Genomic DNA, 24,157 nt, shown 5'->3' on the forward strand with positions numbered 1-24,157 from the left:
ACAAATGAAAAAAATAAAAAAAATTACGATTATAGGTTCTGGTTTCTCTGCATTGGCAGCGTCGGCGTATTTAGCACAAAGTGGTCATGATGTTACGGTTTATGAAAAAAACGCAACTATTGGAGGGAGAGCACGTCAACTAAAGAGAGAAGGTTTTACCTTTGATATGGGGCCAAGTTGGTACTGGATGCCAGACGTTTTCGAGCGTTTCTTTGCTGATTTTGGAAAGAAAACCACTGATTATTATGAACTCATTAAGTTGTCTCCTGCCTACAGAGTGTATTACGGAATCGATGATTTCATATCAATAGCAGACAATTTAGCTGAAATTATATTCGCTTTTGAAGCTATCGAAAAAGGAAGCGGTAAAATTCTAAACGAATTTATGGCTGAAGCCAAAAGTAATTACGATATCGCTATCAAAGATTTGGTTTACCGTCCCGGCGTTTCTCCACTCGAATTGATAACCATGGAAACAGCCATGAAAGTGGGACAATTTTTTAGCAATATCAGTAAAGATGTTCGCAAGAAATTTAAAAATGAAAGGCTAATTCAAATATTGGAATTTCCAGTATTGTTTCTTGGCGCAAAGCCATCAGATACGCCTTCGTTTTACAGTTTTATGAACTATGCTGATTTTGGTCTTGGAACTTGGCATCCTAAAACAGGAATGTTTGATGTCGTTCGGGGCATGGAAAGTTTAGCGCGAGAGTTGGGAGTGAAATTTCAAACTAATTCAAACATCGAAAAAATTATTGTCGAAAATAAAACTGCAGTAGCCCTGCAGGTCAATGGCGAAATTATTGCTTCCGATTTAATTTTGAGTGGTGCTGATTACCATCACACCGAGACGTTATTGGATCAGGAACATCGAGCGTATTCAGAAAAATATTGGGATAGCCGAGTTTTCGCACCATCATCATTATTGTTTTATGTAGGTTTTAATAAAAAAATTGAAAATATTTCGCATCATGCATTGTTTTTTGATGTTGATTTTTACCAACATGCTAAAGATATTTATGATGAGCCACAATGGCCAAAGGAACCGTTGTTTTATGCCAATTTTCCATCAGTGACAGATAAAACTGCCGCTCCAGAAGGAATGGAATCTGGCTTTTTCTTAGTGCCTTTGGCTCTGGGAATTAATGATACTGAGGCTTTAAGAGAAGAATATTTTGATAAAATAATAAATCGTTTTGAAACTTTAACACAGCAAAGCATCAAAAATAATATTATATTTAAGCAATCATTCTGTAAAAATGACTTTGTGTCGGAGTACAATTCATACAAAGGGAATGCTTACGGTATGGCAAATACATTATTGCAAACGGCTTTTTTGAGACCAAAATTAAAAAGTAAAAAAGTTAAGAATCTATATTTCACTGGTCAATTGACCGTTCCGGGACCTGGTGTACCGCCAGCATTAATTTCTGGAAAATTAGTGTCGGAATTAATTAATAAGCAATTTTCAGAACAATAGTATGAAGCAATTATTTGATGATGTATCTTTTAAATGTAGCAAGTTAGTTACAAAAAACTATAGCACCTCTTTCTCGCTGGCAGTTTACATGCTGTCGCCAAGTATTAGGGATGCCATATATAGTATCTATGGTTTTGTTCGATTTGCAGATGAAATCGTTGATTCATTCCACGGTTTTGATAAAGAAAGTTTAATCACTGAGTTTGAGGATGAATACTATAAAGCCTTTGATAGAGGGATTAGTTTAAATCCTATATTGAATTCTTTCCAGCAAACTGTGAAGCAAAACAACATATCTGATGATCTTATTCAGGCTTTCTTAAAAAGTATGAAATTAGACTTGATAAAATCAGATTATCATAGCAAAGCGGAATATGATGATTATATTTATGGTTCTGCTGATGTAGTTGGGTTGATGTGTCTTAAAGTTTTCGTGGCCGGTGACGATAAACGTTATGAGCAACTGAAAGACGAAGCAATGCGATTGGGTTCTGCGTTCCAGAAAGTGAATTTTCTTCGGGATTTAAAGGATGATAATTTGGTTTTGAATCGCAATTATTTTCCTGGAGTCGATTTGAATTCGTTCGATGAAAATGCAAAGACTGCAATCATCAATGAAATCGAAGAAGATTTCAGAGTCGCTTATGAAGGCATTGTGAAACTTCCTATCGAAGCTAAGTTTGGTGTATACACAGCTTTTGTGTATTACAAAAAACTATTAAAAAAATTAGAAAACACGCCTTGCCACGAAATTGGAAATGCAAGAATCAGAGTTTCTAACTACACCAAAGCCGGTTTACTGGCAAAATCTTTTGTGTCTTATAAATTAAAGCTAGTTTAAATTACAGCTTGTTTTTAAAGAATTGTTATACTTAAATACAGAATAAAATGATATTTTTTTTAATTTTTCTAGGTACTTTTTTAATAATGGAATGCGTCACTTGGCTTACGCACAAGTATGTAATGCACGGTTCAATGTGGTATTTTCACGCTGATCATCACCAACCCAAATACGCAAATGTTTTTGAACGAAATGATATCTTTTTCGTCATTTTCGCCATCCCAAGCATCGTTCTTTTTTATTACGGTGTCGAAGGCGGTTTAAACTATAAATTCTTCATCGGACTTGGAATTATGTTTTACGGGATGTGTTATTTCATGATTCATGACGTCCTAATCCATCAGCGTTTCAAGTGGTTCAAAAACACGAACAACAAGTATTTAATCGGTTTGCGAAAAGCTCACAAAGTACATCACAAACATTTGGGCAAAGAACACGGAGAATGTTTCGGAATGCTTTTTGTACCTTTCAAATACTACAAAATATAAAGTTAAATTTGGGCGTGACCCAGCTTTCACTAGCGTTACAGCGTGGTCGGACTATCCGTTCCCGCTTTTTTATAATTGGTCTCGTTTAAAAAAACGAGGCCAATTATAAAAAGAGCTCCACTATTATCCCTCACGCGAACGCAGTGTTCCACGAAGGCATTTATCTTTAAAACACAACCATGAAAATATACAAACAAGAAACCGTTCAGCACGTAAATGCAACTGTCGAAGAATGTTGGTCCTTTTTTTCGAACCCCAAAAATCTTCAGAAAATCACACCGGAAGGAATGGGTTTTCAAATCACGGATTTTGATCAAAAATCTATGTATCCTGGGCAAGTAATTCAATATAAAGTAACGCCACTTTTTGGGATAACTTTATCATGGATGACTGTAATCACACAAGTAAAAGAAAATAGTTATTTCATAGATGAACAACGTTTTGGTCCATACAGTTTTTGGCATCACAAACATTTTTTTGAAGCAACATCAAACGGAACTAAAATGACGGATGTCGTGCATTACGGATTGCCGCTTGGCTTTCTGGGCCGAATCATGAATTCCTTAGTTGTTAAAAATAAATTGAAATCTATTTTCGAATACCGTTTCACTAAAGTGGACGAAATGTTTAATTCAAAGTAATGAGCAAGCAAGAAGTTTCTATTTTTTGGTTCAGACGGGATTTGCGTCTGGAAGATAACGTAGGTTTATTTCAAGCGCTACATTCGGAACATGCGGTGATTCCGTTGTTTATTTTTGATGATTCTATTTTGGATAGTTTACCAAAAAATGATGCTCGGGTGGGTTTCATCCATGAATCACTTTCTAAAATAAATACGCAACTACAGGAAATCGGAAGTTCACTTTTGGTCAAAAAAGGAAAAACTTTTGATGTTTGGCAATCACTTTTAGATGAATATGACGTCAAAGAAGTCTTCTTCAACAAAGATTACGAACCATATGCGATACAGCGTGACACGGCAATTTGTGAACTTTTAGAAACTAATAAAACCATTGCTTATTCTTTTAAAGATCAAGTGATTTTCGAGGAAAAAGAAATCATAAAAGCAGATGGATTGCCATATACGGTTTACACTCCTTTTAAAAATAAATGGCTAGAAAAATACAAATCAATGGCGCCGGTTCAGGAATATGATACTGCTGCTTATTTTTCTAATTTCCATAAAAACAGTTTTGATTTTCCTTCTTTAGAACAAATAGGTTTCGAAGAAAGTGCTATAAAAGTAAAGCCACATAATTTAAAATTTATTGCAAATTATCAAGATATACGAGATTTTCCAGCCATGGATAAAACCTCGTATCTGTCGCCACATTTACGTTTTGGAACGGTAAGCGTCCGGAAATTAGTCAATTGGGCTTTTCACAAAAACGATGTCTTTTTGAGTGAATTGATTTGGAGAGAATTCTTTATGCAAATCTTATTTAGTTTTCCAAAAGTCGTAACCCAAAACTTCAAATCGGCTTTTGACGGAATTCAGTGGCGCAATAATGAAGAAGATTTCAAGCGCTGGTGCTCGGGAACAACTGGTTATCCAATGGTCGATGCTGGAATGCGTCAACTTAATGAAACTGGATACATGCACAACAGAGTCCGCATGGTTGTGGCAAGTTTTTTGTGCAAACATTTGATGATTCAGTGGCAATGGGGTGAAGCCTATTTTGCCGAAAAATTATTGGATTATGAGATGTCTGCCAATGTTGGAAACTGGCAGTGGGCCGCAGGAACGGGCTGCGATGCAGCACCTTATTTCCGTGTTTTCAATCCGGAGATTCAGCAAAAAAAGTTTGATGAGAAAGGAATCTACATCCGAAAATGGATTAAAGAATTTGATTTAGGATACGGAAAACCAATGGTAGAGCATGCAATGGCTAGAGACAGAGCGATTGCGACTTACAAAGCCGGAATCTTGAAATAAAAAGATTAAACATATAAGTCATTTAAGTTTTTAAGCATTACCTAAAAACTTAAATGACTTACATGTTTGTAAAAATATTATTTAATCAGTTTCTGCAGCATTCCTTTAAAGATAAATCCGTGAAACGGCAAAACGGAATACCAATATAATTTTCCCCAAATCCCTCTGGGTCTGAAAGTTGCCGCTTGATACAACGTATTTCCTATTATTTTAAATTCCAGCCAAGCTTCTCCTGGGAGTTTCATTTCGGCAAATAAAATTAATTTTCCCTCTTCTTTATTGGCATGCAAAACGCGCCAAAAGTCTAAAGCATCACCAGAATGGATATCGTGTCGGTTTGTTCTTCCTCTTCGAGAACCTACGCCACCGTATAATTTATCAATAAAACCGCGTAAATTCCACAACCAATCACCATAATACCAACCTGTATCACCGCCAATGGACCAAATCCTGTTGATAGTAAAATCACGATCTATGATTTCCATTTTGCGACGGTCAATGTAGCAATCTTTTTTAGGAACTTTCAAATATTCAGACATGTTGCTGTTAAAACGTCCGCTTACCAATGAATCTTTCCAGCTCGAAGCTACTTTGTCTTCGTCAACTTTTATCAAAGCACGGGAAAGCGCTTGTTTGTATGACATGGGCGTAACATTCAATAACTCATTGATTCGGTTGTCACTACAAACTACTTCTACCTTCATACTGCTCACTAGAGCTGATGCGAGTCTATAAGATGTTGAGGTTACAAAATACAACCAATACGAAGATAATTTTGGCGTCATGATAGGAACAGTAAAAATCCATCGCTTTAGTTTTTTTGCTTCTGCAAATCCCAAAAGCATTTCTTTGTACGTCAAAATATCTGGTCCGCCAATGTCAAAACTCTGATTGTAGGTAAGCGGATTTAATAATGATTTGGATAAAAATTCAAGAACATCCGGAATTGCAATCGGCTGACATTTGGTATTCAGCCATTTTGGAGTAATCATAATGGGAAGTTTATTCACTAAATCCCGAATTATTTCAAACGATGCGCTTCCAGAACCTACAATAATTCCCGCTCTCAATGTAGTTGCGGCAAAAGTTCCTGTAATTAAAATTTCTTCTACCTTTTTTCTGGAGGATAAATGTTTCGATAATGATTTGTCATTGATAATTCCGCTCAAATAAATAACTTGCTTTACTTCGGTTTCATTCAATCGTTGCACAAAATTTAGTGCAGATTCACTTTCTAATTCATCAAAATTAGACGCGGATCCTGACATGGAATGTATCAGATAGTAAGCCGTGTCAATCGCTACTGGAATTGCTGATAGTGTTTCTTGATTTAGAAAATCAACTTCAATTACCGTAACACTTTTTTGAAATTCGACAGGGCAATAAAACCTGTTTTTATCTCTTACACAACAGATTATTTCATGTTCTTGTGCCACCAACAAAGGCAAAAGTCGCTTTCCGATATAACCTGTTGCGCCTGTTAAGAGAATTTTCATGAGTTGTATTTTTTTTCAACTAATTATACGAATAAACTCCAATTTTAAAGCAATCAGAATATCTGTGATAATCTGTTTAATCCGTGTAATCCGTGTGCAGTTTTTTTATTCAGTACATTGGTATTCCAATAATTAAAATTAACTTAATTTATTTGAAATTAAGCTAATAAATTCTTTTCTTGTTTTGTCTTTCTCGAAAGCTCCTGTAAAAGAAGAAGTCGTTGTAACTGAATTTTGTTTTTGAATCCCGCGCATTTGCATGCACATGTGTTGCGCTTCAATTACAACAGCTACGCCAAGTGGATTCAAAGCATCCTGAATACAGTTTTTAATCTGATCTGTCAATCGTTCCTGAACTTGCATTCTTCGGGCAAAAGCATCAACTACTCTTGGGATTTTACTTAAACCTACAATTTTACCATTCGGAATATAAGCGACATGTGCTTTTCCAAAAAACGGTAACATATGGTGCTCACACATAGAGTATACTTCGATGTCTTTTACCACAATCATTTGTTGGTGATCTTCGGTAAACATTGCTGATTTTAGGATTTCCAATGGATCTAATCCGTAACCATGAGTTAAATATTGCATCGCTTTCGCAACACGTTCTGGTGTTTTTTCTAACCCTTCGCGAGTTACATCTTCGCCTAAATTATCAATGATTATTTTGTAATTATCCGCTAATGCTTCTGTGATTTCAGAGTCGTATTGTTCAATTTTTTCGTAACTTTTCATTTCTTTTATCATGGTGTTCTATCTTTCAATATTAAGTTTGGTTAATTATTTTTTTTCTAACCATTAAGGAATTAAGAAAAATTAAGTAATCTCTATTTAAACTTATTTCCTTAATGGTTTAAGAATTTATTTTTTGATGGGAAGTAATTACTTCTTTATATTTTAAAAGTCACTATTCCGTAATCCATCTCGAATATTTGACCTGAAATTGATTTTGCGTTTTCCGAAATTAGGAAATCGGCCATATTAGCAACTTCTTCCGGTTTTAAATAACCTTTCATCGGGTGGCGTTCCACCATGTTTTCTTTCATTCGGTCATTTCTCAAAATGCCTGCTGAAAGTGATGTTTCGGTAATCGTGGGTGCAATGGCATTGATGCGTACTACCGAAGCTAATTCTGCTCCCAGCGATTTTACTAATCCTTCAATTCCAGCTTTTGCAGTAGCGATACTAGCATGAAAAGGCATTCCTAATTTTGCAGCTACCGTGCTAAACAAAACAATCGATGGGTTAGTTCCCTTTTTTAAAACAGGTAAATATTTCTGGATGGCTTTTACAGCGCCAATGACATTAATTTCAAAATCATTTCTGAAATCATCTATGCTCAAACTTCCGATGGGTTTTAAATTGATAGAACCCGGACAGTAAATTAAAGTGTCAATGTTTTCGATTTCCGGTAGTGTATCTTTTAAAACATCTACACTAAAATGTTTCAGGTTGGGATGTGTAATGTCTGGCGCATTTCTACTGATGTTGTAGACTATGTTTGTTTCTAATTGTTGCAACAAAATAGCACTGCCAATTCCTTTACTACCACCAATGATTACTATATTTTTCATTTTTTTATATGTTATTATTTTAACTGATTACTGCTCACTGAACACTAATTTTTATCGTTTGGAAATCTTGTTGTTGTTAATTTGTCTTTGCATCGTACATTTAAAACGGCCTTCTCTAAAATCCCTTAATTTTTCATGCTTGGTTCTGCGTCCTTGCACTCTTTCTCGCCACATTCTAAAACTCGAAGGTTTCATTTCGGTGCGCATGAGGTCGATTACTTCTTGTTCTTTTAATCCAAATTGCATTAAAATCGCATCAAAAGTGGTGCGGTCTTCCCAAGCCATTTCTATGATTCGGTCTTTTTCTAAATCCGTTAGTTCTTTTTTTGTATTCATAAATTATATTTTTATTGCCATTAAAATATTACTCACTATCGCCAATATCTGCCATAGTGTGAAGTTTCAAGATCCGTGAACTTTCCTCTTTTACTAATGGGTTTTTCTTCATTTTCCATAAAAAATCACTTGCGAATTTTCTAGTTCTTTCCATATTTACAATTGGTTTGGGATAATTGATTCCTATTTCGAAATCATTAAACTTCTGGTCTAAATAGGTCATTTTGTATGGTTCATGGACAAATGCCCGTGGTAAATCGCGTAATTCAGGAACCCATTTTTTTATAAATTCACCGTCAGGATCGTGTTCGTAACTGTTCTTTATTGGATTATAGATACGTAACATATTGATTCCGGTTTCACCCGCCTGCATTTGTAACTGCGGAAAATGTATTCCGGGTTCAAAATCAAGAAACATTTGTGATAAATGCTGCGTCGCTTCTTGCCAAGGTTGCCATAGATTATGGGTGAAAAATGAAACTAACATCGCACGCATTCTAAAATTCAAATAACCAGTTTCATTGAGGCAACGCATGCATGCATCAATCAAGGGAAACCCGGTTTGTCCCGTTTTCCAAGCTTCAATATAATTTTCATTGACTTTCTTTTTCAACGAATGGAAGCCTTTGTTAACACTTTCAAATTCCATTACTTCTTCCATTTCAAATTTTTGAATGAAATGAGCCTGCCACGTCAGTCGAGATACAAATGAATCAATTTGTTTTTGGTTGTTGCAGGTCAATCGGAACGTAGCTGCTTTTTGCAAAACTTGTCTGGAGGATAAATTTCCCCAAGCAATATATGGTGATAACCTGCTGCAGCTTTTTCGAGCTAAAAGCGGTTTTGAAATATGGGAATTATAATTGTGGTATCGTTCATCAAAAAATGTCTGCAAATATTTTCTAGCCATGGTGCTGCCACCTTTTTGGAAGACAGCATCAGGAACAGTTTCTAAATTGGTTTTATCCAAAGCTTTTTCGAGTTCCAATATTGCTTCCGTATTTAGAAAATTTTCTGGTTTACCATCAAAAATAAATTGTGGTTGATTCATGTAATCTTCCCATTTAGCAACCCAATTCGTTCTGTTTCGTAAGGCTCTGAAAATTCCGTTATTAGTATTTTCAACCCAATTAATTTGATTGTTTTTACAAAACCGTTTGAAAGTTTTATCTCTTTCGTAAGTGATTTTTAATCCCGTTTCCTGATGTGAGTACACAGTTTCAATTTTGTATGTTTCTTCAAGAATATTGAAAACTTGAAGTACCTCTGACGATACAGCTAATACCTGTGTGTTAGATTGTTCCAGTTGTTTATTGATGTCTACAAGTGATTGCTTGATGAAATTCCAATGTCTTGGACTGTAATGCGAATCATTTTCTAAAGATTTTTCGAATACGTAAAGCAACAATGTGGGTATGCCGGTTTTTGTTGCGTTAAAAATTGCCTCGTTATCCTGTAAACGAAGATCCCTTTTGAACCAAACTACATTAATATGTTTTTTATTAGTATTCATTTACCTTTTTAAAATAATTGTTGTTGCAACCATAATTTCTGAAATTTTGATTGTCCGTCGTAATTCTCGGCTTGTAACTTAATATTAAATTTTCGATCTCTGGGATCATTACCAACACCAGAAACATACATCCAATTCCCGTAATTGCTGTGTACATCGTAATCAATTAGCATCGCTTCAAAATAGGCAGCTCCGATGCGCCAGTCTAGCAGAAGATTCTTTGCAAAAAATGACGCTACATTTTGTCTACCACGATTGCTCATCCAGCCTGTTTGTTGCAATTCAATCATATTGGCATTTACAAATGGCTCTTGTGTATTACCGTTAATCCAATTATTTATGTCTGATGGATTGGTTTTCCAATCGTATTTTTTGTTTAAAATCCCTCCAATTTTAAAAATCGAATTCCCGTTTTTCATCGAAACATATTTAAAATAATCTCTCCAAATCAGTTCGAAAATCAACCAATACGTGGATTCATTTTTCCCAATTTGTTGTTCGTATTTAACAATTTCCCGATAAATAGTCTTCGCCGAAATGGAACCGTTTGCCAACCAAGGAGAAAATTTCGAACTAAAATCAGTTCCAATTAATCCGTTGCGAGTCAATTTATAAACACTTAGTTTTTTGGTTTCCCAAAAATAATTTCGCAATCGTTTCATTGCTTCATCTTCACCACCAAGAAAAGGAAATGCCGTTCTGGAATCCATTTCAAAATCAGGAAAACCTAATGTTTCCATCCTGGGAAGTTCAGTTTCGTTTGTAATCCAATTTTCTTCAGTCATCGGTTGAACTTTGAATTCAGGTCTGACCATTGTTGATTTTTCACACTGATTTCTGAATTGTGTAAAAACATTTGGAATCGATGAGATGTCAAACGGAATAGTTTCAGGATGAAATAAGAACTGATTGTAACTGCTTTTGAACGCTACTGAATCCGGAACTTTTAATTTTATATTCTCTAAAACTTCCATTTCCTCACTTGTCCATTCTTCTTGGAAGTAAACAGAATTGATTTCGTTTTGAGCAACAATTTCCGGAATTGAATCTTCGGGTTTCTGGTAATAAACCAAAAGCGGAATATTCAGTTTTTCCAGATTTTCTTTCAGTGCTGTTACCGTTTCAATTAAGAATTTGGTTCGGAATTTCTCTGTTCTTTTAAAACCAAATCTTGTTTCCTCAAATTGCCTTGGATCAAAAAAACACACCGCAATTACGGTTTCATTTTCATCAATAGCATTTGTCAACGATTCGTTATCATGCGCTCTCAAATCATTTCTAAACCAAACTAACCCTTTTTGTTTCTTTTGCATTTTTCGCTACAATATTTAACTTCGTCCCAAACTTTTTCCCATTTTTTCCGCCAACTAAAAGGTCTGTTGCAAACCAAACACATTTTTGAAGGCAAATTTTCCTTTTTCACTAGTTGTATTTTTGATATTCATTGACCACAATTGTCGCTTTCAAATCAAACATTAAATTGTATAATCCGAAGAAGGTTCTGTTCATATAAATGAAATGTTTAGAACCTCTGTTACCATTCATTTTTCTGAGATTAGTATCTTTTGAGAATCGTTCGCCTAATTGTGCGATGCTTTCAAAAAAAGATTCATCAGAGAAATCAAACGTTTCTGCTTGAAACGGTTTGGTAAACAAGGACAGTAAATCATGGAACATTTCGGTGAAATAAGCTATTTCCTCTTTTGAATCATCTTTACGAAGAATTTCTAGTTCAAATAATTTATCGTTGAATATTTTGCTATCATTGATGACTTTTTTGTCAATCAATTCAAAATAAGGGGTGTAAAAATCATCTGGTATTTGTTTCATACAACCAAAATCCAATGCCACCAATTGGTTTTTATCGTTTACCAAGAAATTTCCCGGATGCGGATCAGCATGTACTTTTTTCAGAATATGAATTTGGTACATATAGAAATCCCATAAAGCTTGACCAATTTTGTTCGCGATTTCTTGATCGTCATTTTTATTGGTAAATTCAGAAAGGTGAATTCCTGTCATCCAATCCATCGTGATAATTTTCTCCGAAGAATATTGAGAATAATAATTCGGGAAAACCAGATTTTCAATTTTTTTACAGGCTTCAACAACTTCTTGGCTTTGTTTTAGTTCCAATAAATAATTGGTTTCCTCAATTAATTTGTCTTCCACTTCCTTGAAATACTTATCCGAATCTTTTCCTTGAAGGTTAAACATTCTGATAGCAATAGGTTTAACCAAAGCTAAATCTGACGAAATACTATTGGCTACGCCGGGATATTGAATTTTTACTGCCAGTTTTTTACCGTCTTTTACAGCAGCGTGAACTTGCCCGATACTTGCGGCGTTAACCGAAGTAGCATTGAACTCATCAAAAATTTCATATGGTGTTTTCCCAAAATTTGTCTTGAACGTTTTCAGTACTAATGGTGCTGAAAGTGGTGGAACTGAAAATTGTGAAAGCGAAAATTTTTCTACATAAGCCTGTGGCAAAAAGCTTTTGTCCATGCTTAGCATTTGCGCTACTTTCAGCGCGCTTCCTTTCATGCTTTTGAGTCCGTCATAAATATCTTCGGCATTGTCTTCATTGAGTTTATCACGTGTCAAATCAGAATTAACCATTTTTTCACCGTAATACTTTAAATAATTGACGCCAACTTTTGCACCGGTTTGTACTAGTTTTGTAGCCCTTTCAATTTTTGATGTAGGAATATAGTCTATCGTTTTCATTATTTGTTGTATATTTTTTCTTTGAAAATAAATTTCCCAAAGTCTATTAAGCTATCCAGAGGTGCAATATTCATTAATTCAATAGAGGCTTTTACAGACTTCTCAATATAGATGTCTGTTTTTTCAAAAGCAGGAGAGGAGTCATCCAGCCAGAATTTTAGCGTCAATAAAAGTTGAATCCATGAAGTTTCTTGGAATGCTTTCTCTTGAAAGTTTTGAATTTTTTCTTGTTGCGTTCTAAACTCGTCTGATATTATTTCCAAGAGATAATTTTTAAAGCTGATTCTAAGTTCAGAAAGTTGCATCAGTTTTTTTAATTGATTGTTGTGTTCTTTTAAAACGAGTACAACATAACTTCTGTTAGCGGTTAGAATTTCAAAAAAAGTAAAATAGAAACTTAACATTTTACTTTTCATATCATACATCTCGTATTCCTTGTTTTTGTTCAGTAATTCTAACGTTTTTTCTAGAAAAATTTTAAATATTTCTTTCTCGATACTTTCTATTGTTCCAAAAAAGGAATAGAATTCAGCTTCTGTAAAATCATTCATTTTTGCAAAATGATATACTGATTTAGGTTTTTCACTATGATCAAGTACATAGTTCATGTACAATGAAACGATTTTGTCCTTTGTTAATATTGTTTTTTTAGTAGCCATTTTTAGTGTATTTCAAATTAAAGTATAAAGGTATGAAATGTTTAACTATATATTAATAAAGTTAAACAAAATTTAATATAATTTTATATCATTATAAATCATTAGCTTTACACTATCATGAAAAAAAATGTTTTAATAAGCGGAGGTTCGGGATTTATCGGTAGCCATTTGACAGGTTTATTGATTGCTAAAGGGTATTCAGTATCTATCCTGAGTAGAAGTGAAAAACAAAATAAAGGGGATGTTTTCTATTACAAATGGGATGTTGCAAATCAGACTATAGATGAAAATGCAGTTTTAAATGCAGATTATATAATTCACTTAGCTGGTGAAAACATTGCAGAGAAAAGATGGACAGCAAAACGCAAAGCTGCGATTATCGATAGTCGGGAGAAATCAACTCAATTATTGTATTCTGTTTTAAAAAAGCACAATAAGAAACTAGACGCTTTTATTTCGGCTTCGGCTATAGGTATTTATGGTGCTGTAAATGGCGAAGAGATTTGTTCAGAAAACACACCTTATGCAAATGATTTCCTCGGTTATACGTGTCAGAAATGGGAAGATGCTTTGGATTTTATTGAAAACTTAAACATTCGCACTGTAAAAATCCGTACTGGATTAGTCTTAGGGAAAAATGATGGTTTTTTGAAAAAACTTATTCCGTTATTTAAGTTTCGATTGGGTTCTGCATTGGGTTCCGGAAAGCAATACATGCCATGGATTCATGTAGATGATTTGTGTAATATCTATCTTCAAGCGGTTTCAAATCCCAATATGGAAGGACCTTATAACGCAGCCATTAATGATAATACGACCAATATGATTTTTTCTAAAACGTTGGCTCGTATTTTTGGATATTCTATTTGGTTGCCCAATGTTCCTGGTTTTGTGTTAAAATTTGTTATGGGCGAAATGGCCGTAATTGTTTTGACTGGTAGAAGAGTGTCTTCTGATAAAATTGAAGAGACGGGTTTTCAATTTAAATTTAAAAATCTTGAAGGGGCATTAAAGGATTGTTTAACAAAATAGATTTATTGTAAGACACAAATCAGTTGGGTGTTTATTTTTTTAGATATTTTGCTACGAACTATAAAAGGAATTTCAATCATAAAATCATCCGTGTTTAAAGGAAATTCCGAGATAAGTTCAATTCCTTTATCCACTTTTTTTAACGAGCCGCTGATGCCTATTTTTTTAGTTCTGCCATGAATGGTGATTTTTCCGTTGATTTGATATTCTTTAGCGACTGAATTGAGGTTTTTTAAATCAAATTTTTCAATTCTGCCTTTAAAAACGGCTCTTGGAAAGCGGTTGCTTTCCATATAGTTGTCATTAAAATGTTCTTCCATCAAGCTTCTTTGAAATTTAAAATCTTTTATGTTCATCCAACAAGTAATTTGTCCTGTTTGAGTTATCAAAATACAGGTTGTTTTATCATTACTTGCTTTTACTTCTTCAAATAAAGGAATTGAAGCCTCAAAATGTATGATTCCTCCATAAGTCACCATTTTATCTTGAGCAATAGATTTAATTGCAATAATGAGTAGTAGTATTAGAGTAATTTTTTTCATAGTGGTTTATGAATTAAATTACTGAAAGTTACGAAATTAACTGGAAAAATAAAAGTGTCGAACGGCTGAAAAACAAACTGTATCAGTTAATTTTTCTCGATTTTTTAATCAGAAACTAAAGTGTAATTCTGAATGCAATATAAGTGGGAAAATATTTTTTTAAAAAGTGTTAGTTATCGATTAGCTTGATTATAATTCTAACTTTATGTTGTATTTTTTTAAGCTTTCTAATGATTCTTGAGAGGTGTAATCAAACTTTTCTTCGTGTAGGTCTTTTTCCTTTTTTAAGGCTATTTGTTTGATGCAATTACAAAAGCGACGGACTTCATTCATACTTGATAAAATTAATCCGGGAACAAGCATGCTGTTGCCTTCTTTGTCTTTAGCGACCATCGTAAAGTAAGAAGAATTACAATGTTTGATTTTTCCCGTTTGAATGTTCTCGGCTTCTACACGAATGCCTATTATCATGGAACTATTACCTACGTAATTCACGCAGGCTTTCATTGTTACCAGTTCGCCCACTTCGATTGGTTTAAGGAAGTTTACCGTATCTACTGATGCGGTTACACAATAATTCCCTGAAAATTTTGAGGCACAGGCAAACGCAATTTGATCTAAAAGGGATAAAATATAACCACCATGAATCTTACCGCTAAAATTGGTGTGTGACGGCAACATCAACTCTGAAATTCTAATATTTGAGGATGCAACGGTTTTAAAAGTACGGTTCATTTATTTTATTTTAAAAGGAGAATTTACTTTTTTGACTTCTGTTATAAAATAGCGCGTATCACCCCACCAAGGAAATGTTCTGTAGCGTTCTACATAATTAACCTGTACATATTGTCCTTCGTATTCTTGTAAATCAGCAATTACTTTTTCCTCACTGTCCATCACCGAAAAAGAGAAAATTTGCGCTCCAGATATTCCTTGACTTATTTCACCTTCCCATGTTTTGAATGCAACTCCTTTGCGACTTACTTTTATTAATTCGCCTGAACGCATCCCTTCGCTATATGTGGCACTGTATAAAAAAGCAAAATAACCTGCCACAGATACTACAAGTATTACGGTAATTACCATTAAAAATTTTCTCATTTTTTGTTTAGTTTAAAAGTTGATTTTCGTCTTTTTCTGCTCGATTTAATATGCTTTCCGGAAGTGCTTTCTTGGCTTTGGCTCCCATTTTTTTCAATTTTTCTACACTCACAATCAGGTTTCCTTTTCCTTCAACAAGTTTGTTCATTGCACCGCTATACTCTGTTTTGCTTTCGTCTATCTTCTTTCCAATTTTGATTAGATCACCCACAAAACCTTCAAACTTATCATACAATGCACCGGCTTGTCGTGCAATTTCAAGGGCGTTTTCCTGTTGTTTCTGGTTGGTCCACATGCTGTCAATCGTTCGCAAAGTCGCTAATAAAGTCGCAGGCGTAACAATCACAATGTTTTTCTCGAATGCTTTGTTGTACAAACTAGTATCCTCATTTAGCGCCATGGCAAAAGCAGGCTCGATAGGAATAAATAGCAATACAAAATCAGGACTTTCTATTTGATATAAATCTTGGTAATTTTTATTGCCTAATTGTTCTACGTGACGTTTGATGGAATTAACATGTTCTTTTAAAAATCCAATTTTTATATCGTCATCTTCTTCATTGATGTATTTTTCATAAGCGGTCAAAGAAACTTTAGAATCGACAATCATCTTTTTACCATCAGGCAGATTAATGACTACGTCAGGGAAAACGCGATTTCCATCTTCGGTAGTGAACGCTTGTTGCACTTCGTATTCACGACCTTTTTCTAATCCTGATTTTTCAAGAACGCGTTCTAAAACTAGTTCTCCCCAATTTCCTTGCATCTTGCTGTCGCCTTTCAAAGCTTTCGTCAGGTTTAATGTTTCCTTGCTCATCTGGATATTCATTTCTCGCAATCCTAGAATTTGTTGGCGCAAAGCTGCATGATAATCAATGCTTTCTTTGTGGGTATCTTCGACTTTCTTTTCAAACAAGTGAATTTTATCCTGCAAAGGCGTCAAGATATTCTTCATGTTTTCCTTGTTCTGTTCCGTGAATTTATTGGACTTTTCTTCTAATATTTTATTGGCGAGATTCTCAAATTCTTTGGTAAATTTTTCCTGTAGTTTCTCGACTTCTTCTTTTTGTTCTTTGTTGCGTTCCCAAAGATTCTCAAAATCGACTTCTTTCTTAGAAAGCTGAATGGCTAAACTGTCTTTTTCACTTCGTATGCTTTCTTTTTCCCCGTTGGCGTTTTCTAATTGTTTTTCAAAAGTTGTTTTGTCAACAATAATTTGCTCTTTTAGTTGATTGAATTGGGAAGTAAATGCAATTAGTTTTTCTTCTAAACTAATTTTTTCCGCTTGGAATCGGGCAGAGAAAATGAGTTTACCAATGAAAATACCAATAGCGAGAGCAACGATGAAAATCAATAAAAACGGAAGCATATTTGTCATAGAATTTCTTTTTGTAAGTTTGTAAAAATAAACAAAAGTTTGCTGGTTTCCTTTCGGAAAGCAAAATAGTAACGGAAGTTTTTAAAGTTTTAAAACTTGAAGAAATAATATTCTTAATGCCTCCCTTTTTTGGAATTAAAGTATTTTTCCTTTAGAAATTTTTCCATTTGAAATAAGGTAGTTAGGGAGTAATAATTTAATACTGAAAATAAAAAAGGCCAATACAAAATGGTTTTCATATTGGCCTTTTAAATAGATGGAATTCTTATTGATCCAATTTAATATTTCCTCTGTCTTCCTTATTGTCAGGATGCTCATTAGGATAACGGTTAGGAATGATATCCGAGTTATGATCTTTATTTTCTACCATTTTTTTTGCTTGTTCTTCAGAAACATTTGCGGTATCAGAACTTAAATTTATGGGAGTGCTATCCTCATTTTGTTCTAGAGTTCCATCAATATTACGTGCTCTTTGAACAATTTTTTGATTTCCATTTGCATCAGTTTCTACTTCTGATTTTAAATGTGATACTTCAGGATTCGTATTTTTGGCTAGATTCTGACCGCTAAATCCTTCGTTTATATTTTGTTTATTATTTGTTTTTTTTGAACCTAAATCGTTGCTTTCCATACTCTTTAATTTTAAGCTAATACTGCTAGCTTCTATAATATTACATCTTTTAAATTAAAAAATTTAATCATTTAACATAGCTTTTGGTTTACACCAATAAATGTATGGCGACACTATTTTAAATCCTGCGAAAACAAAACTATCTTTGCACGTACAACTAATACACTAAAATGTCTCATTCTCATTTCATCATTCATAAGCCTTACGGGTATTTGAGCCAGTTTATTTACGAATTAAAAAGAAAAAAGAAATTGTTGGGTGAATTGCACGATTTCCCCAAAGGAACAATGGCAATAGGGCGTCTTGACGAAGATTCAGAAGGATTGTTGTTATTGACTACGGATGGAATGATGAGCGAAATCATTCGAAGCAAAAAAGTAGACAAGGAATATTATGTCCAAGTCGATGGGATTATCCACCAGGAAGCGATTGAGCAATTGCAAAAAGGAGTAGAAATTGGTTTTAATGGAACCAAGTATATTACAAAGCCCTGCAAAGCTTCTTTAATACATGAAATTCCTGCTTTTGGAGCAAGAGGAAAAAAGATACGTGATGAACGTCACGGTCCTACTTCTTGGGCTTCGATAACGGTGAATGAAGGGAAGTTTCGCCAAGTCCGAAAAATGACTGCCGCAGTTGGTTTTCCTACGTTACGCTTGGTTCGTGTTCGAATAGGAAACGTGCATCTCAATAATTTACAGGCTGGAGAAGTTTTAGAAGTTGAAGATTTTCAAATAACCGAATAAACAAATAACCGATTAACCAATAAGAAATGTTAAACATCGTTTTAGTAGAACCTGAAATCCCAAATAATACCGGAAATATTGGCCGATTGTGCGTAGGTACCGAAAGCCGTTTGCACTTAATTCATCCTTTTGGATTTGTCATTAATGATAAAAACCTGAAACGTTCCGGTTTGGATTATTGGGTACATCTTGATGTTACTGAATATCAAAATGTTGCCGAATGGAAAGCACAAATTCCTGATTTATCCCGAGTTTTTCTAATGAGTTCCCATGCCAAAAAATCCTATCTAGAGACTGATTTTCAGGATGGTGACTGGTTAGTTTTTGGTAAAGAAAGTAAAGGTTTGAGCGAAGCTGTTTTAAACGAATTTCCCAATCATCTGACAATTCCTATGTCACCGCTTATTAGAAGTTTTAACATTGCAAATTCGGTCGCTTTTGTCATTGGCGAAGCAAAAAGGCAAATAGCTGGTAAATTGTAAATTACGAATTTATAATTGTAAAAAGCAAAGTGGTTTTTTTGGTTGAAAATTCATATATTTGAGTAGATCATTCTGAATTGAATTGTGTTTTTTCTCCTTTAAAACGTACTTTTTATGATTGATAAAATTACTCTTAGAAGCACCATTTTTAAACATTTGGATGGGTTGGTTATTGCGCCGGTTGCTTTTTCTTTATATAAAAGCGGCGTGCTTGCTTATATTCTTGATAAAAAAGAAGTGACGCTTACGGAACTCACGGAACATTTTAAAGCAAACGAAGGCTATCTGAATGTGGGTTTGCGAAATTTATGTTCACAGGGATTTCTGGATTATCATAACAATAACGCCACAAATGCCATTAAATTTAGCATCAATGACAAAAGTAAAATCGCTTTTTCGATGTTCCATTTATACGAAGATGTGATTGATTTACTGCATTTTTCGATGCAATTTCACCCTAGATTTTTCGATGATGCCCCATTTGAAAGGTTGCGCGTTATTTTCGAAAAATACAAAAGCAATTACGCCATTTCTTTTTCGAATGATCCGTTGACACATACTATTCAGCGTCAAATTTTGATGCATATTGAAGGATGTTTAGTTGGGCCAACATTAGTTCGCTTGGGCATGAGCGGTATGTTTCATAAATATTTTATGGAGATTTCCTTCCGTCCCGAGGAATTTCATAAATCCCCCGAAAATTTTAAAATCATACTTGATTTCTTTGTTCATTTGGGTTGGTTTACGCAAAAAAAAGGCAATTATCAGTTTACCGAAACTGGTTTGTTTTTTGCCAAAAGAGCCACGGCTTACGGAGTGACGGTTTCCTATTTACCTACCTTCAGTAAAATGGATGATTTGCTTTTTGGTAATCCAAATGTATTGCGAGATATAGCAGAAGGAGGAGAGGAAATTCATGTTGACCGAGAAATGAATGTTTGGGGAAGCGGAGGTGCGCATGATACTTATTTTAAAATAGTAGATGAAATTATTATCAAATTATTCAATTTACCAATAGAAGATCAGCCGAAAGGAATTCTCGATATGGGTTGTGGTAATGGAGCATTTATAGAACATATTTATACTGTAATCGAGAGACAAACCCTTCGCGGAAAAATGCTGGATGATTATCCTTTGTTCCTTGTTGGTGCCGATTATAATCAAGCAGCGTTGAAAGTAACTCGAGCCAATTTAATCAAAGCCGATATTTGGGCCAAAGTAATTTGGGGAGATATAGGTCAACCGGATTTGTTAGCCAATGACTTATTTGAAAATTATAACATTGATTTGAAAGATTTACTGAATGTGAGAACCTTCTTGGATCATAACCGAATTTGGGAAATACCAAAACAGATTACCAAAGATAGAGTAAGTCATTCTACAGGAGCATTTGCGCATAGGGGAGAGCGTATCAGTAATAGCTTAGTCGAAGATAATCTATTGGAACATTTGAATAAATGGTCGCCTTATGTTCGGAAATTTGGACTGTTAATGATTGAATTGCATACCATTGCTCCAAGTTTGACTGCTGCTAATTTAGGTAAAACCGCTGCTACAGCTTATGATGCCACGCATGGTTTTTCAGATCAATACATCGTTGAAATTCCCGTTTTACACAAAATCGCTGCTGAAGCAGGATTGTATCCGGATGTTAATTTTTTCAGCAGATTCCCAGACTCAAACCTTGCAACAGTGAGTATAAATTTATTGAAAGGGAATGGTTAGTACGATTTTGGACTGAATAAAATGTTGAAACTAAACAATCATGAATTTTCCTTTTTCAGCGTCAAAAACAATATGCTCATCTTTGAACAAGGTATTGAAACTTCCTTTTGAAATAAAATTACAAGGCTCGTCTTGAAGCACTGTTTCAGGAGTCATAATAATCATTTCGTCACTCAATTGTATCGCCATATCAATATCATGGGTAGAAAATAAAATGCATTTTCCAGTTTCATGAGTAAGTTTTTTCAAAAGTTTGAATAGGGCTACTTTATGCAATAAATCCAAATGGGTCGTAGGTTCATCCAAAATTATTAACGGAGTGTCCTGTGCTAAAGCTCGTGCAATCAACACTTTTTGTAATTGTCCGTCACTAATTTCATAGTGTTTTTTTGTGGCTAAATGACTGATTTGTGTCAACACCATAGCTTCATTCACTTTAACAATATCAAAGTCAGATAAAGTTCCCATCCAGTTGGTATAAGGCTGTCTTCCTAAAGCAATGAGTTCAAAAACGGTTAAATTGCTTGGAGGTAATTTTTCGGTTAAAACAATGCTTAGGTTTTGGGCTAAATCCAAAGGTCCGTAATCAGTGATTTTCTTTTCATTCAACAAAACGGCACCTGAAAGTGGCTTTTGGATTCCTGTTATTGTTTTTAAAAGTGTTGATTTTCCAATGCCATTGGCACCAATTAAAGCAATCAGTTTTCCTTTTTTTAAGGAAATAGAAATATCCGAAGCCACTACGATTTTCTCTTTTTTATGAGAATAACCGATGCTGATTTGAGATGCTTGTAAGATAATTTTGTTTTCCATTAGGCAATCATTTTTCGTTTTCTAACCAATAACCAGATAACCACGGGAGCACCAAATATCGAAGTTACAGCATTGATTGGTAAAGTGATTTCTAATCCTGGCAATTCTGAAAGTACATCACAAATAAGCATAATCGAAGCTCCTAAAAGTAACGTGCTCCAATACAAAACCGAATGATTACTGGTTTGAAATACTAATTTTGCAATATGAGGAACTGCCAGTCCTATAAAGGCAATTGGACCTGCATACGCCGTAATACTTCCGGCTAAAATGCTTGTTGCAAAAATGATAATTAATCGTGTTTTCTTGAAATTCAAACCTAAACTGCGAGCGTAATTTTCACCCAATAATAAGGCGTTTAGCGGTTTGATGCTAAACAGACTTAATAACAAACCAATCCCGACACAAACGGTTAGAATTAATATGGATGACCACGATAAGTTGCCTAAATTGCCCATGGACCAAAAGGTGAATTTTTGTAATTGTTCAGCCGAACTAAAATAGGTAAGAACGCCTACTATGGCGCTAGTAAAACTTCCAAACATTAACCCAACAATTAGGATTGCCATGGTATCACGTAGCTTTTGGGAAACCATTAAAACGGCAAGTAATACAACAGAACTTCCTATAGTTGAGGCTAAGACCACTCCATAAGAAGATAATAAAAGTGTACTTAAAAATGGGGGAAGTAAGCCTGCTCCTAATATCACAAAAGCAACCCCTAAACTGGCACCGGAACTCAATCCTAAAACATACGGTCCTGCTAATGGATTTCGAAACAAAGTTTGCATCAGCAAACCACTAATGGATAATCCCATTCCAACAAGAATTGCTGTAATAGCTTTGGGTAAACGGTAATTGATGATGATATATTCCCAAGTAGATTTACTCGCTTGACCACCCGTTAAACTTGTATAAATATCTTTAAAAGGAATCGTGATGGAACCAAAACTAATGTTTACAAAAAACAATAGAATAAGTCCTAAAGTAAGCAAGAAAAATAGAATTGTATTTCGTTTTTTATTCGCCAATTTAGTTTAGTTTTTGTGCAAAAGTAAAAGTATAATTTGGAAGCAGTTCAGGATGGAAGATTTTAATATAATCTTTCAATACTAAATCCGGTCGGCTTGCTGCTAATTCATAATAAATGGTTCCTCCTGTAGCCCCTAATTTACTTTCAAAAGTATACACATTTTTAGATTTTGTAGCATCAAATTGACTGTAATGTGGATTACTGTTTTCGAATTCAGCACTGTTTTTGAATGAACCTGTTGCAATCCAATATTTTGCTGTTTTTGCTTTCTCTAATATTTTTTCAAAAGGCATGCTAAGACTTCCTGTTCCTGCTACATTTGACCACAAATAATTCGCTTTGGCATCTTTCATAAACTGCGCTACCCAGCTATTTCCTCTTGCTACATACCATTGGTCTTGATACATAGCTCCGTATAAAACGGTCGCTGTTGGTTTTTTGTTGGCAACTAATTCTATAGCGTCATTGTAATTTTTAACAATACCATCAAAAAGTGTTTTGGCCTCTTTTTCTTTTCCAAATAAAGCGCCGTAAAGCTTAATCCATTCTGCTTTGCCAAGTGGAGTTTGTTCCATCCAGTCCGCTTGTATGAGTACATTAAGACCGCTTTTTTGTAAATTATCAATCATCGGATTGTTGTTGTCAATGCCAAAGGTTACGATTAAGTTAGGCTCCAACTCAATGAGTTGCTCCATATTTAATTTTTCGTTTTGTCCTATGTTTTTAACAGTGCCGGCATCAATTAGTTTTCTGGTTTTTTCAGAAGAAACGTAATCGGTGTGAGGAAAACCAACCAATGATTTTTCAACTCCCAACATTTCTAAAAAAGGGATAATACTTGTTGAGGTAACGACAATTGATTTTAAAGGAACGGAAATTATGGTGTATTTTTGTAGGCTATCTGGAATGCTGCCGTTTTTTTCTTTTAATATATATGTGAAGTTCTTATTGGCTTCAGGCCAAGGATTAGAAACCGACACTACTGAATATCCTTCGTACTTATCAATAGAAAGTCCCGAAGCATATTCGATTGCATTTTCAGTATTGGAGCTTTGTTTTACGTTAAGGTTTTCGCTTTTTTTGCATCCAACGAAAGTTGAAAAAGAGAAAACAAAAAGGATTAATCTAAAGGTGAATTTCATGGTTTAATTTTTCGATAGCGACAAAGGTATACCAAATTTATAAAATTTCTTGTTTATTTTTAGTAGTAAAAAATTGAACAAATACTATCTTTACGAAATGAATAGCATTAAAGTCAAAAACTGTTCTGCTTGCGGAACTCCTTTTAATTGCGGGGACATACCAGAAGGAAGTAAATGTTGGTGCAACAATTTTCCGCCCATTTTTACACCGACAGAAGTGGTAGATTGTCTCTGTTCTAGTTGCTTTACAACGGCATGCTCCACTAAAATTGACGAATATGTTGCAACACTGTCTCCTGAAACTGCAACAAATAATAAAGCTAAAGATTTACCTAAAACGACGAATCTCATCGAAGGAATAGACTATTATTTAGAAAACGGGAATTATGTTTTCAAGGCTTGGTTTCATCTAAAAAGAGGTAATTGTTGTGGCAATGGATGTCGACATTGTCCGTATGGATTTAAAAAAACATAAA

Annotated in this window: 28 protein-coding genes; 10 read left to right on the forward strand and 18 right to left on the reverse strand. The window is 34.5% G+C overall.

Translation table 11 applies throughout. The features are described 5' to 3' along the window. Positions 1 to 4 precede the first annotated feature (4 nt). From crtID to ACXX80_RS09685, 5 genes are all read left to right on the forward strand, one after another. Positions 5 to 1,480: a bifunctional phytoene desaturase/3,4-desaturase gene (gene crtID / locus ACXX80_RS09665; protein ID WP_458553023.1), complete on the forward strand. Its 1,476-nt coding sequence runs from the start codon at positions 5 to 7 to the stop codon at positions 1,478 to 1,480. A gap of 1 nt (position 1,481) precedes the next feature. After that, positions 1,482 to 2,321 carry a phytoene/squalene synthase family protein gene (locus ACXX80_RS09670; RefSeq protein WP_315211588.1) on the forward strand — a complete coding sequence of 280 codons (840 nt, stop codon included), beginning with the start codon at positions 1,482 to 1,484 and terminating at the stop codon, positions 2,319 to 2,321. A gap of 47 nt (positions 2,322 to 2,368) precedes the next feature. Next, entirely contained in the window at positions 2,369 to 2,809 is a 441-nt protein-coding gene (locus tag ACXX80_RS09675; RefSeq protein WP_113633487.1) for a sterol desaturase family protein, read from the forward strand. Positions 2,810 to 2,988: 179 nt separating this feature from the next. Then, positions 2,989 to 3,450, forward strand: coding sequence for an SRPBCC family protein (locus ACXX80_RS09680; RefSeq protein WP_458553024.1), 462 nt, complete (start codon positions 2,989 to 2,991; stop codon positions 3,448 to 3,450). Beyond that, complete coding sequence (locus tag ACXX80_RS09685) at positions 3,450 to 4,745, forward strand: cryptochrome/photolyase family protein (protein ID WP_458553025.1); 1,296 nt, start codon at positions 3,450 to 3,452, stop codon at positions 4,743 to 4,745. The genes ACXX80_RS09680 and ACXX80_RS09685 overlap by 1 nt, the downstream gene beginning before the upstream one ends. 77 nt (positions 4,746 to 4,822) lie before the next feature. On the opposite strand, the gene ACXX80_RS09690 is transcribed toward ACXX80_RS09685, so the two are convergent. The 9 genes from ACXX80_RS09690 to ACXX80_RS09730 form a co-directional block, all read right to left on the reverse strand. Beyond that, the gene (locus ACXX80_RS09690; protein WP_458553026.1) at positions 4,823 to 6,241 is read right to left on the reverse strand and encodes an SDR family oxidoreductase; all 1,419 of its coding nucleotides are present in this window, start codon (positions 6,239 to 6,241) and stop codon (positions 4,823 to 4,825) included. A 138-nt stretch (positions 6,242 to 6,379) separates the two neighbouring features. Next, positions 6,380 to 6,991 (reverse strand): GTP cyclohydrolase I FolE, encoded by a 612-nt coding sequence (gene folE, locus ACXX80_RS09695; protein ID WP_458553027.1) that lies wholly within the window; start codon positions 6,989 to 6,991, stop codon positions 6,380 to 6,382. Positions 6,992 to 7,134: 143 nt separating this feature from the next. Continuing rightward, complete coding sequence (locus tag ACXX80_RS09700; protein WP_315211599.1) at positions 7,135 to 7,818, reverse strand: SDR family NAD(P)-dependent oxidoreductase; 684 nt, start codon at positions 7,816 to 7,818, stop codon at positions 7,135 to 7,137. 51 nt (positions 7,819 to 7,869) lie between these two features. Then, positions 7,870 to 8,154 carry a TIGR03643 family protein gene (locus ACXX80_RS09705; RefSeq protein ID WP_315211600.1) on the reverse strand — a complete coding sequence of 95 codons (285 nt, stop codon included), beginning with the start codon at positions 8,152 to 8,154 and terminating at the stop codon, positions 7,870 to 7,872. Between the two features lie 28 nt (positions 8,155 to 8,182). After that, complete coding sequence (locus ACXX80_RS09710) at positions 8,183 to 9,667, reverse strand: cryptochrome/deoxyribodipyrimidine photo-lyase family protein (RefSeq protein ID WP_417952631.1); 1,485 nt, start codon at positions 9,665 to 9,667, stop codon at positions 8,183 to 8,185. Between the two features lie 8 nt (positions 9,668 to 9,675). Beyond that, a complete protein-coding gene (locus tag ACXX80_RS09715) occupies positions 9,676 to 10,980 on the reverse strand; it encodes a DASH family cryptochrome (protein WP_458553028.1) in 1,305 nt (434 codons plus the stop codon). Continuing rightward, on the reverse strand, positions 10,956 to 11,090 hold the full coding sequence (locus ACXX80_RS09720) for a DUF2256 domain-containing protein (protein ID WP_082014130.1): 135 nt from the start codon (positions 11,088 to 11,090) through the stop codon (positions 10,956 to 10,958). Before ACXX80_RS09720 ends, ACXX80_RS09715 begins: the two co-directional genes overlap by 25 nt. Then, positions 11,090 to 12,397 carry an ABC1 kinase family protein gene (locus tag ACXX80_RS09725; RefSeq protein WP_458553029.1) on the reverse strand — a complete coding sequence of 436 codons (1,308 nt, stop codon included), beginning with the start codon at positions 12,395 to 12,397 and terminating at the stop codon, positions 11,090 to 11,092. Before ACXX80_RS09725 ends, ACXX80_RS09720 begins: the two co-directional genes overlap by 1 nt. Beyond that, positions 12,397 to 13,056: a TetR family transcriptional regulator C-terminal domain-containing protein gene (locus tag ACXX80_RS09730; RefSeq protein WP_458553030.1), complete on the reverse strand. Its 660-nt coding sequence runs from the start codon at positions 13,054 to 13,056 to the stop codon at positions 12,397 to 12,399. The genes ACXX80_RS09725 and ACXX80_RS09730 overlap by 1 nt, the downstream gene beginning before the upstream one ends. Positions 13,057 to 13,173: 117 nt before the next feature. Here ACXX80_RS09730 and ACXX80_RS09735 point away from each other — a divergent pair, with 117 nt between their 5' ends. Beyond that, positions 13,174 to 14,088 (forward strand): TIGR01777 family oxidoreductase, encoded by a 915-nt coding sequence (locus ACXX80_RS09735; protein WP_417982648.1) that lies wholly within the window; start codon positions 13,174 to 13,176, stop codon positions 14,086 to 14,088. Between the two features lie 2 nt (positions 14,089 to 14,090). Here ACXX80_RS09735 and ACXX80_RS09740 read toward each other — a convergent pair whose 3' ends face one another. The 5 genes from ACXX80_RS09740 to ACXX80_RS09760 form a co-directional block, all read right to left on the reverse strand. After that, positions 14,091 to 14,630, reverse strand: a complete 540-nt coding sequence (locus ACXX80_RS09740) for a YceI family protein (RefSeq protein ID WP_458553031.1) — start codon at positions 14,628 to 14,630, stop codon at positions 14,091 to 14,093. 189 nt (positions 14,631 to 14,819) lie between these two features. Beyond that, positions 14,820 to 15,365: an acyl-CoA thioesterase gene (locus tag ACXX80_RS09745; RefSeq protein ID WP_458553032.1), complete on the reverse strand. Its 546-nt coding sequence runs from the start codon at positions 15,363 to 15,365 to the stop codon at positions 14,820 to 14,822. Further along, positions 15,366 to 15,731: a DUF8785 domain-containing protein gene (locus ACXX80_RS09750; RefSeq protein WP_315211611.1), complete on the reverse strand. Its 366-nt coding sequence runs from the start codon at positions 15,729 to 15,731 to the stop codon at positions 15,366 to 15,368. Between the two features lie 7 nt (positions 15,732 to 15,738). Beyond that, entirely contained in the window at positions 15,739 to 17,109 is a 1,371-nt protein-coding gene (locus tag ACXX80_RS09755) for a DNA recombination protein RmuC (protein ID WP_458553033.1), read from the reverse strand. Between the two features lie 265 nt (positions 17,110 to 17,374). Then, the gene (locus ACXX80_RS09760; RefSeq protein WP_458553034.1) at positions 17,375 to 17,740 is read right to left on the reverse strand and encodes a hypothetical protein; all 366 of its coding nucleotides are present in this window, start codon (positions 17,738 to 17,740) and stop codon (positions 17,375 to 17,377) included. 170 nt (positions 17,741 to 17,910) lie between these two features. Here ACXX80_RS09760 and ACXX80_RS09765 point away from each other — a divergent pair, with 170 nt between their 5' ends. The 3 genes from ACXX80_RS09765 (at position 17,911) to ACXX80_RS09775 (ending at position 20,693) form a co-directional block, all read left to right on the forward strand. Further along, entirely contained in the window at positions 17,911 to 18,486 is a 576-nt protein-coding gene (locus tag ACXX80_RS09765) for a pseudouridine synthase (protein ID WP_458553035.1), read from the forward strand. A 26-nt stretch (positions 18,487 to 18,512) separates the two neighbouring features. Next, positions 18,513 to 18,968, forward strand: coding sequence for a tRNA (cytidine(34)-2'-O)-methyltransferase (locus ACXX80_RS09770; RefSeq protein ID WP_458553036.1), 456 nt, complete (start codon positions 18,513 to 18,515; stop codon positions 18,966 to 18,968). Between the two features lie 114 nt (positions 18,969 to 19,082). After that, on the forward strand, positions 19,083 to 20,693 hold the full coding sequence (locus ACXX80_RS09775; RefSeq protein ID WP_458553037.1) for a class I SAM-dependent methyltransferase: 1,611 nt from the start codon (positions 19,083 to 19,085) through the stop codon (positions 20,691 to 20,693). Between the two features lie 30 nt (positions 20,694 to 20,723). On the opposite strand, the gene ACXX80_RS09780 is transcribed toward ACXX80_RS09775, so the two are convergent. The 4 genes from ACXX80_RS09780 to ACXX80_RS09795 all read right to left on the reverse strand — a co-directional run bounded on the left by ACXX80_RS09780 (position 20,724) and on the right by ACXX80_RS09795 (position 24,032). Continuing rightward, the gene (locus ACXX80_RS09780; RefSeq protein WP_458553038.1) at positions 20,724 to 21,506 is read right to left on the reverse strand and encodes an ABC transporter ATP-binding protein; all 783 of its coding nucleotides are present in this window, start codon (positions 21,504 to 21,506) and stop codon (positions 20,724 to 20,726) included. Beyond that, positions 21,506 to 22,537 carry an iron chelate uptake ABC transporter family permease subunit gene (locus tag ACXX80_RS09785; RefSeq protein ID WP_458553039.1) on the reverse strand — a complete coding sequence of 344 codons (1,032 nt, stop codon included), beginning with the start codon at positions 22,535 to 22,537 and terminating at the stop codon, positions 21,506 to 21,508. The genes ACXX80_RS09780 and ACXX80_RS09785 overlap by 1 nt, the downstream gene beginning before the upstream one ends. 1 nt (position 22,538) lies before the next feature. Next, entirely contained in the window at positions 22,539 to 23,681 is a 1,143-nt protein-coding gene (locus ACXX80_RS09790) for an ABC transporter substrate-binding protein (RefSeq protein ID WP_458553040.1), read from the reverse strand. Positions 23,682 to 23,771: 90 nt separating this feature from the next. Further along, a complete protein-coding gene (locus ACXX80_RS09795) occupies positions 23,772 to 24,032 on the reverse strand; it encodes a hypothetical protein (protein ID WP_458554111.1) in 261 nt (86 codons plus the stop codon). Positions 24,033 to 24,039: 7 nt separating this feature from the next. Here ACXX80_RS09795 and ACXX80_RS09800 point away from each other — a divergent pair, with 7 nt between their 5' ends. Next, the gene (locus ACXX80_RS09800; protein WP_458554090.1) at positions 24,040 to 24,156 is read left to right on the forward strand and encodes a DUF5522 domain-containing protein; all 117 of its coding nucleotides are present in this window, start codon (positions 24,040 to 24,042) and stop codon (positions 24,154 to 24,156) included. Position 24,157: the final 1 nt, after the last annotated feature.

It is taken from the genome of Flavobacterium sp. GNP002 (assembly GCF_054343795.1).

Coding starts and splice junctions, on each gene's coding strand:
- crtID (WP_458553023.1), top strand. CDS start 5: ATGAAAAAAATAAAAAAAATTACGATTATAGGTTCTGGTTTCTCTGCA.
- ACXX80_RS09670 (WP_315211588.1), top strand. CDS start 1,482: ATGAAGCAATTATTTGATGATGTATCTTTTAAATGTAGCAAGTTAGTT.
- ACXX80_RS09675 (WP_113633487.1), top strand. CDS start 2,369: ATGATATTTTTTTTAATTTTTCTAGGTACTTTTTTAATAATGGAATGC.
- ACXX80_RS09680 (WP_458553024.1), top strand. CDS start 2,989: ATGAAAATATACAAACAAGAAACCGTTCAGCACGTAAATGCAACTGTC.
- ACXX80_RS09685 (WP_458553025.1), top strand. CDS start 3,450: ATGAGCAAGCAAGAAGTTTCTATTTTTTGGTTCAGACGGGATTTGCGT.
- ACXX80_RS09690 (WP_458553026.1), bottom strand. CDS start 6,241: ATGAAAATTCTCTTAACAGGCGCAACAGGTTATATCGGAAAGCGACTT.
- folE (WP_458553027.1), bottom strand. CDS start 6,991: ATGATAAAAGAAATGAAAAGTTACGAAAAAATTGAACAATACGACTCT.
- ACXX80_RS09700 (WP_315211599.1), bottom strand. CDS start 7,818: ATGAAAAATATAGTAATCATTGGTGGTAGTAAAGGAATTGGCAGTGCT.
- ACXX80_RS09705 (WP_315211600.1), bottom strand. CDS start 8,154: ATGAATACAAAAAAAGAACTAACGGATTTAGAAAAAGACCGAATCATA.
- ACXX80_RS09710 (WP_417952631.1), bottom strand. CDS start 9,667: ATGAATACTAATAAAAAACATATTAATGTAGTTTGGTTCAAAAGGGAT.
- ACXX80_RS09715 (WP_458553028.1), bottom strand. CDS start 10,980: ATGCAAAAGAAACAAAAAGGGTTAGTTTGGTTTAGAAATGATTTGAGA.
- ACXX80_RS09725 (WP_458553029.1), bottom strand. CDS start 12,397: ATGAAAACGATAGACTATATTCCTACATCAAAAATTGAAAGGGCTACA.
- ACXX80_RS09730 (WP_458553030.1), bottom strand. CDS start 13,056: ATGGCTACTAAAAAAACAATATTAACAAAGGACAAAATCGTTTCATTG.
- ACXX80_RS09735 (WP_417982648.1), top strand. CDS start 13,174: ATGAAAAAAAATGTTTTAATAAGCGGAGGTTCGGGATTTATCGGTAGC.
- ACXX80_RS09740 (WP_458553031.1), bottom strand. CDS start 14,630: ATGAAAAAAATTACTCTAATACTACTACTCATTATTGCAATTAAATCT.
- ACXX80_RS09745 (WP_458553032.1), bottom strand. CDS start 15,365: ATGAACCGTACTTTTAAAACCGTTGCATCCTCAAATATTAGAATTTCA.
- ACXX80_RS09750 (WP_315211611.1), bottom strand. CDS start 15,731: ATGAGAAAATTTTTAATGGTAATTACCGTAATACTTGTAGTATCTGTG.
- ACXX80_RS09755 (WP_458553033.1), bottom strand. CDS start 17,109: ATGACAAATATGCTTCCGTTTTTATTGATTTTCATCGTTGCTCTCGCT.
- ACXX80_RS09760 (WP_458553034.1), bottom strand. CDS start 17,740: ATGGAAAGCAACGATTTAGGTTCAAAAAAAACAAATAATAAACAAAAT.
- ACXX80_RS09765 (WP_458553035.1), top strand. CDS start 17,911: ATGTCTCATTCTCATTTCATCATTCATAAGCCTTACGGGTATTTGAGC.
- ACXX80_RS09770 (WP_458553036.1), top strand. CDS start 18,513: ATGTTAAACATCGTTTTAGTAGAACCTGAAATCCCAAATAATACCGGA.
- ACXX80_RS09775 (WP_458553037.1), top strand. CDS start 19,083: ATGATTGATAAAATTACTCTTAGAAGCACCATTTTTAAACATTTGGAT.
- ACXX80_RS09780 (WP_458553038.1), bottom strand. CDS start 21,506: ATGGAAAACAAAATTATCTTACAAGCATCTCAAATCAGCATCGGTTAT.
- ACXX80_RS09790 (WP_458553040.1), bottom strand. CDS start 23,681: ATGAAATTCACCTTTAGATTAATCCTTTTTGTTTTCTCTTTTTCAACT.
- ACXX80_RS09795 (WP_458554111.1), bottom strand. CDS start 24,032: ATGAGATTCGTCGTTTTAGGTAAATCTTTAGCTTTATTATTTGTTGCA.